General features: G+C 37.8%; 5 protein-coding genes and 1 pseudogene. 4 read left to right on the top strand and 2 right to left on the bottom strand.

From position 1 onward, the window contains the following. A pseudogene (locus C4E06_RS10545) lies at positions 1–1,592 on the top strand (COR domain-containing protein); the annotation flags it as partial. Between the two features lie 37 nt (positions 1,593–1,629). On the opposite strand, the gene C4E06_RS10550 reads toward C4E06_RS10545, so the two are convergent. After that, the gene (locus C4E06_RS10550; RefSeq protein ID WP_107668027.1) at positions 1,630–2,445 is read right to left on the bottom strand and encodes a methyltransferase domain-containing protein; all 816 of its coding nucleotides are present in this window, start codon (positions 2,443–2,445) and stop codon (positions 1,630–1,632) included. A gap of 222 nt (positions 2,446–2,667) precedes the next feature. Here C4E06_RS10550 and C4E06_RS10555 point away from each other — a divergent pair, with 222 nt between their 5' ends. The 3 genes from C4E06_RS10555 (at position 2,668) to C4E06_RS10565 (ending at position 6,453) form a co-directional block, all read left to right on the top strand. After that, positions 2,668–3,594, top strand: coding sequence for a MoxR family ATPase (locus C4E06_RS10555; RefSeq protein ID WP_107668028.1), 927 nt, complete (start codon positions 2,668–2,670; stop codon positions 3,592–3,594). A 243-nt stretch (positions 3,595–3,837) separates the two neighbouring features. Continuing rightward, positions 3,838–4,011, top strand: coding sequence for a DUF2949 domain-containing protein (locus tag C4E06_RS10560; protein ID WP_087593338.1), 174 nt, complete (start codon positions 3,838–3,840; stop codon positions 4,009–4,011). A gap of 318 nt (positions 4,012–4,329) precedes the next feature. Next, positions 4,330–6,453, top strand: a complete 2,124-nt coding sequence (locus C4E06_RS10565) for a cation:proton antiporter (protein WP_157951143.1) — start codon at positions 4,330–4,332, stop codon at positions 6,451–6,453. A 77-nt stretch (positions 6,454–6,530) separates the two neighbouring features. On the opposite strand, the gene C4E06_RS10570 is transcribed toward C4E06_RS10565, so the two are convergent. Beyond that, complete coding sequence (locus C4E06_RS10570) at positions 6,531–7,073, bottom strand: hypothetical protein (RefSeq protein WP_107668029.1); 543 nt, start codon at positions 7,071–7,073, stop codon at positions 6,531–6,533. Positions 7,074–7,192: the final 119 nt, after the last annotated feature.

Below are 7,192 nucleotides of genomic sequence, written 5' to 3' on the forward strand. Positions count from 1 at the left end.
ACTTAATCTCAAGTCTAACCAACTAACAAACCTTCCTGATGAAATTGGTAGCCTCACTCATCTCACATCACTTATATTGTTGTACAATAAATTAAAAACCCTTCCTGCTGAAATTGGTAACCTTGCTCATCTCACTTCACTTGATCTAAGGTCTAACCAGCTAACAAACCTTCCTGTTGAAATTGGCAAACTGAGTAATCTCACTTCACTTGATCTGTCATTTAACCAGCTAACAAACCTTCCTGTTGAAATTGGCAAACTGAGTAATCTCACTTCACTTGATCTGTCGAATAACCAAATAACAAACCTTCCTCCTCCCGAAATTATAGGAAAAGGAACCCAAGCTGTTATTAATTTTTATAAACAACAATTAGAGCAAGAAATTGATCATCTTTATGAAGCAAAACTTTTAATTGTTGGGGGAAGGAGGGGCAGGAAAAACAACCTTAGCACAAAAAATAAAAGATAGTAATTATCAACTTAAACCAGAAGAAAAGTCAACGGAAGGAATAGATGTCATTCAATATTATTTTCCTCTAGATAATGGTAAAGAATTTCGAGTGAATATCTGGGACTTTGGAGGACAAGAAATTTATCATGAAACTCATCAATTTTTTCTCACTGAAAGATCCCTTTATACTTTAGTTGCAGATACTCGCAAAGAAGACACCGACTTTTATTACTGGTTAAATGTGGTTGAATTATTGAGTGATAATAGTCCTGTTTTAGTTATAAAAAATGAAAAACAAGAACGCAAACGAGACATTAATGAACGAGAATTAAGAGGAGAATTTACTAATTTTAAAGAAACTTTAGCCACCAACTTGGCCACTAAGAGAGGTTTGCCTGAAATTCTCAATAAAATTCAACATTATATCAGCAACTTACCTCATGTTGGCACAGAATTACCGGCATATTGGGTCAAAGTTCGAGAAGTTTTAGAAAAAGAAACCCATAACTATATCAGTCTTGATGAATATTTAAACATCTGCAGAGAACAGGGATTTAAAGAGTTAGAAGATATGTTAGTTTTGAGTGGTTATTTTCATGACTTAGGAGTATTTCTACACTTCAAAGATGATGACCTATTAAACAAAACCATTATTCTCAATACTGCTTGGGGAACTGATGCAGTGTATAAAGTCTTAGATAATAAAACCGTTAGAGAAAACTTAGGTAAATTTGATAAAAATGATCTAAACAATATCTGGAATGAAGAAAAATATATCACCATGCGCGGTGAACTTTTACGCTTAATGATGAACTTTAAACTCTGTTATGAAATACCCAGTCAATCAGGAAATTATATTGCACCTCAATTATTAAGTGCAGAACAATCAGAATATGAATGGGATCAAGAAAATAACCTACTTTTGCGCTATGAATATGAATTTATGCCAAAAGGTATCTTAACCCGTTTTATTGTCGAAACCCATTCTATGATTGAAAATGAAACTTGTGTTTGGAAAACAGGAGTTGTCTTAACGAAAGAAGGTGCAAGGGCAGAAATTATTGAACGTTACCGCTATCATAAAGGAGAAATTCGTATCCGGGTGTCAGGAAGTCGTAAACGAGACTTATTAACTACTGTAAATGAATAACTAATACATTCTCAATTCAGGAATCTATTTATTTATAGGCTTCACAATAGAGAGATGATTCTCGATAAGGGGTTCCATCTAAATTAATATCAAGATGATCATTACAAAAGTTAGGAATATTACTGGTTGTAGCATCTAAAAATCGAATATGAGAAAATTGAGCTTCCTGCAAAAGACAACGTAAAGAATATTTATCATACATCCATTTATGTTTTTCTCCTAACATTGTATTATCATTAATGGACTGACGATAAGCAGGTGGTAAGAGATTTTTAATCAATTTAATATACCAATTCAGGAACTCTGTTTTAATTTTAGTCAAGTTGAAGTTTTGAGATTTAGAAGCGTTAGGTAATTCAGCTTTAGTGTAATATTGTCTTATGTCATAGCCCATACGACTGTTGATATAATCAATCATAAATTGATTATCTTTTTCTACTATTTGTTGCCAGTAAATATTCATTAAACCCCATTTTTCTGTCCTAACCATTTGATCTAAAAGTTCGATAATAACCCATTGATATTTTTCTTGACTTTCTATATCTTCAATATTATCGATAAGCTTTAAATATTCACGACAAATATTTTCTAAATCTGGAACAACGATTCTAATGATCCCTTTCTTTTTAAGAACTCGGTGACACTCCGTTAATATTTTTTTTGCTTCTTCTCTTGAAAAATGTTCTAGAAAATGACTATTATAAATAACATCGACTTCTTCATCATGAAAAGGAAAAGGGCTTAAAAGATTATGGCAAACTACGTCAGGGTGGTGAGAATTAAAATCTAAATTGATCCAACCCTTGGTGTATCTTTCGCCACATCCTAGATTGATTTTTTTCATCTTCTCAAAATTTCTCGGTTATCTAATATATTTGATTATATTCCAAAACAAACCCGAAAATGATTAAAAATTAATGATTTTTGGCTCTAAATAAGTGATGATACTTAGGATGATAAAAATAAATAGTCTTTTAAAGAAAAAACGTAACTTGATGTAACAAATAACCACAAAAATGGGCAACTTAAGTATGGATCATAAACTCAGTTATCCCCAATACTTCCTATGAGAGATAAAATTGTCGCCCTCACAGATAATCTAAGTCGTACAATTGTTGGTAAAGAAAAGCCCATTCGTCTCGTCATGGTGGCTTTATTAAGTGGGGGACACGCATTACTCGAAGACGTTCCCGGTGTCGGTAAAACTCTTCTCGCTAAGTCATTAGCTCGTTCTATTAACGGACGCTTTCAACGGGTTCAATGTACCCCCGACTTACTTCCCACCGATGTCACCGGAACCAACATCTGGAACCCCAATAGTCGAGAATTTGAATTTTTACCGGGCCCTGTATTCGCTAACGTCTTACTGGCCGACGAAATTAACCGCGCTACCCCTAGAACCCAGTCTGCCCTCTTAGAAGTGATGGAAGAGAAACAGGTAACCGTTGATGGAGAAGCGCGTCAAGTCCCTAAACCCTTCTTTGTTATCGCCACCCAAAACCCCGTAGAATACCAGGGAACCTTCCCCCTACCAGAAGCTCAAATGGATCGCTTTACTATTTCTCTCAGTATGGGTTATCCTAATGAAGCCGAAGAATTGCAAATGTTACAAAAACAACTGCAACGGGTTCAGGTTGATGAACTACAACCTTGTATTTCCTTAGAAGATGTACGAGAGTTACAACGGTTAACTAGCTTGGTAAAAGTGACCCCGTCCTTACAGCAATATATGCTTACTATCGTACGAGCAACCCGTACCGATGATGACATTAGCTTAGGGGTAAGTCCACGGGGTACCGTCGCTTTACAACGGGCCACCCAAGCCATGGCATTTCTACAAGAACGAGACTATGCTACGCCGGATGACGTTAAATATGTCGCCCCTCATGTGTTATCTCATCGTCTCATTGTGGCCAATGGTCGTCAACCTCAAGCCATTATTGAACGGTTATTGCGATCGCAACCCGTAGAAACCGAACTAATGGCCGCCTAAAATCTTAAAAAATCATTAATATAGCGCAAGGAATCTGGCAAGGTTCCTTGCAATTTCTTTACTAAATGATTAAGATAGTTTACATAACTTTACATGAGGCTCAAGAATATGAGTAACATTATCATCGAACTTCTTATCGTCGCTGTCATTGCCACGGCCATCAGAAGTAACCAAACTCAGGAGCAGCCTGAGTCGGTAATGATTCGAGTGCCTGTTAATGATGAAATAAGGAGAAGTTAAATGATGTTAGAAAAGTTAATCGTTTTTTTACAAGATGAATTAAACATTCCTGCTGAACAAGTCAATTTGGCTTTACGAGATACCCAGGCCATCCCCTGTCAAGTGCCGATGCAACTATGGAAATATGGTTTAATTAATATGACCCAACTAGAAAAAATTTTTGATTGGTTAGAATAAGGAAAAACCGAAACAGAAAAACAAAATCCAATGGGTTCATGGCATCTTAATTGATCCTATGTTACGACAGAGACGATCTAAGAAATAATCCATGAGTTGATGAGCTAACATAAAATAAATTATTATGATGATCGGCATCAACCCATAGGGTAAGTGTACCTATGGGTTATCGATTTTACTCAAATGCTCACTATAGGGAGACGATATCTTTAACAGCCTTGTACCTATCTATCATTATTAACAGTAATTACCCATTGACTCGTTATGGAGGTTATTCCTTAGCACATCCTCTAAAAGTGATTTGCCATCAGTAAGCCTATGGAAGCATCCTTTGAACTCACCCTGCAAATTGTCATGGCTGTCCTTGCAGGCATTAGCGCCCAAGTCATTGCCGAATTTTTTAAAGTTCCTAGCATTGTCTTTCTGCTTCTGTTTGGTATTATACTCGGAGCCGATGGTCTTAATTTTCTTCATCCTCATGAACTCGGAGTGGGCTTAGAAGTCTTAGTCGCCCTTTCTGTAGCCATTATCCTCTTTGAAGGCGGATTAAACCTAGAATTACGGGACTTAGGAAGAGTCTCAGGGAGTCTCCGTAACTTAGTCACCTTTGGAACCCTCATTACCCTAGTGGGAGGGGGAATGGCTGCCCATTGGTTAGCAGAATTTCCTTGGTCTATTGCTTTTCTTTACGCGGCCTTGGTGGTTGTGACAGGACCGACAGTCATTAGTCCCCTTCTCAAACAAGTAGAAGTCGATCGCAAATTGGCCACCCTCCTTGAAAGTGAAGGGGTTCTCATTGACCCTGTGGGGGCTATTTTAGCGGTGGTGGTTCTCGATACCATTTTAAACAGTAGTGCAACCCCTGTAGAGATTTTTAGCGGTTTGCTGTTACGATTTGCCATCGGTGCGATCATTGGGGGGTTAAGCGGTGGATTACTGGGTTTTATTCTCAAAAATACCCCCTTTCTCTCAGAAGACTTGAGAAACTTAGTGGTATTAGCCGGGGTTTGGGGGTTATTTGGCTTAGCTCAACTCAGTCGTAGTGAATCTGGGTTAATGGCCACAGTGGTGGCCGGTATTGTCTTAAGGGCTTCCTCTATTCCTGATGAACGGCTATTACGGCGGTTTAAGGGACAATTAACCGTTTTATGTGTTTCCGTACTATTTATCCTCTTAGCGGCGGACCTTTCCATTGACAGTATTTTTGCCCTAGGATGGGGTAGCGTTTTAACGGTTCTCGCTTTAATGTGGGTGGTACGACCCATTAGTATTGCTTTTTGTACCATCAACAGTGACCTAAACTGGCGACAAAAGTTCTTTTTAGGATGGATTGCCCCCAGAGGAATTGTTTCAGCTTCTGTTGCTTCTTTATTTGCCATTTTACTGACCGAAAAAGGCATCAATGGGGGCGATTCAATTAAAGCCTTGGTCTTTTTAACGATCATGATGACAGTCTTTATTCAAGGCTTATCGGCCCGTTGGGTAGCTAAGGGACTAAAAATAACAGCCGTCGAAGCGAGAGGGGCAGTTATCGTGGGCTGTAATGCTTTAGGTCGACTCATGGGCCGATTATTTGAACAACGGGGGGAATCAGTGGTATTAATTGATACGGACCCCGAAGCCTGTCAGCAAGCCGAAGCTGAAGGGTTATCCGTGTTTCAAAGTAGTGCGCTTGATCCCGATGTTTTAGAAGAAGCCGGCATTGAGTCCATGGGAACGTTTATGGCCTTGACTAGCAATGGTCAAGTTAATTTAGTCTTAGCCCAACGGGCCACAGAAGAGTTTAAACCCCCTAGAGTCTTTGCTATCTTCCCTAGTAATGCCCCTCAAGACAACAATGCTAATAAAGGCAGTAAAACCCACATCAATCCTGCTTTTGTGGATCAACAGTTAATTAAAATGTGGAATCAATACTTAACTGAAGGTCAATTTAAGTTAGGGATTACAGATTTTCAAGAACCTGGACTATCTTTTAAACAAGCCCACTTTCAAGCCTTAATTCGAGAAGGGGAAGTGTTACCCCTTCTGATCAAACGAAAGGGTAGTTTACAAGTGGTTCAAGCCAGTCAAAATTGGCAAGAAGGGGATGAGGTAACCTATCTGTTTCATGATCCTCGTCCTAAATTGCTCAAGCGACTTTCAGGGGGTAGTCAAACCTCTAGAGACTTGACGGCGGAACGGTTACCGGAAGTTGAAGAAGTCCCTCTGGCTGATCCCGTTGACGATTCTTTATCTGATTCGGCTACAGATAATAAACAGTATTTTAAAGAAAGTGATAAACATACCACTTGTTTCTGGAAAGGACAAGCAAGTTACTATACCATCGAAGTCAATGGACAAGAAAATCAAGACGCTGCTTGGTATTATCCGACTCCCAAAGAAAAAGCGCAAAACATTAAAGATTATGTTGCCTTTTGGAAGGGAGTCAAAGTTGAACAATAAAATTAGTTTCTCTTATTAAGAAATAAGTGAGTTAGTTGGATAAAGTTCAAAAATATCCAACTTTTTTATAGAAATAACTAAATCGTCATTGCTGTCCAAATTGTCCAACTATCTATCAAGAATAGAAACAGGGTACAAACCAATAAAATTAAATACATCCAAGGTTGAGAAAGGGGACGAATATCAGTGGTATCAATCCCTGTTTTTTCAGTAACAATCTCAACTAAATAAGAAAATCCAGCAATACGCATAGGCAGTAAATAAGCTTGATCTGAATTTTCACTAATAAAATAATAAACTAAACCCCCTTGTCCTGTGGTTCGTAATTTTAAATCTTTGATATCTGACCAATTTAACGACCATCCTTTGCGAAAAAAAGAAGGAAACCACACAGGATAAACAACTTGAATCTGACTTTCATTGACAATCACTCGTTCACTTAATGCCCCAATTAAAACCAATAAACCTAAAAAAATTCCTATCCATAATAACTCAGAAGGAATAGGCGCATTGGTTACCTCAGCTAGAAAAGGTAAAGGAACAGTCAAAGTAATATATAAACTAACTAAAGTAATACGAATTAAGGGAGAGATCCGAAAAATCGAACGGTCTAAACTCATGATGTTTCAATTCTTAATCAGTAAAAAAAATTTTTGCAACAGTTGACTCTATTGTATACGGATCTTAAGTCATTTATGTTATACCAGAATTAAGAGAAAACAATATATGGAGGGGATAA

Origin of the sequence: Cyanothece sp. BG0011 (genome assembly GCF_003013815.1) — a bacterium.
GTDB lineage: Bacteria > Cyanobacteriota > Cyanobacteriia > Cyanobacteriales > Microcystaceae > Crocosphaera.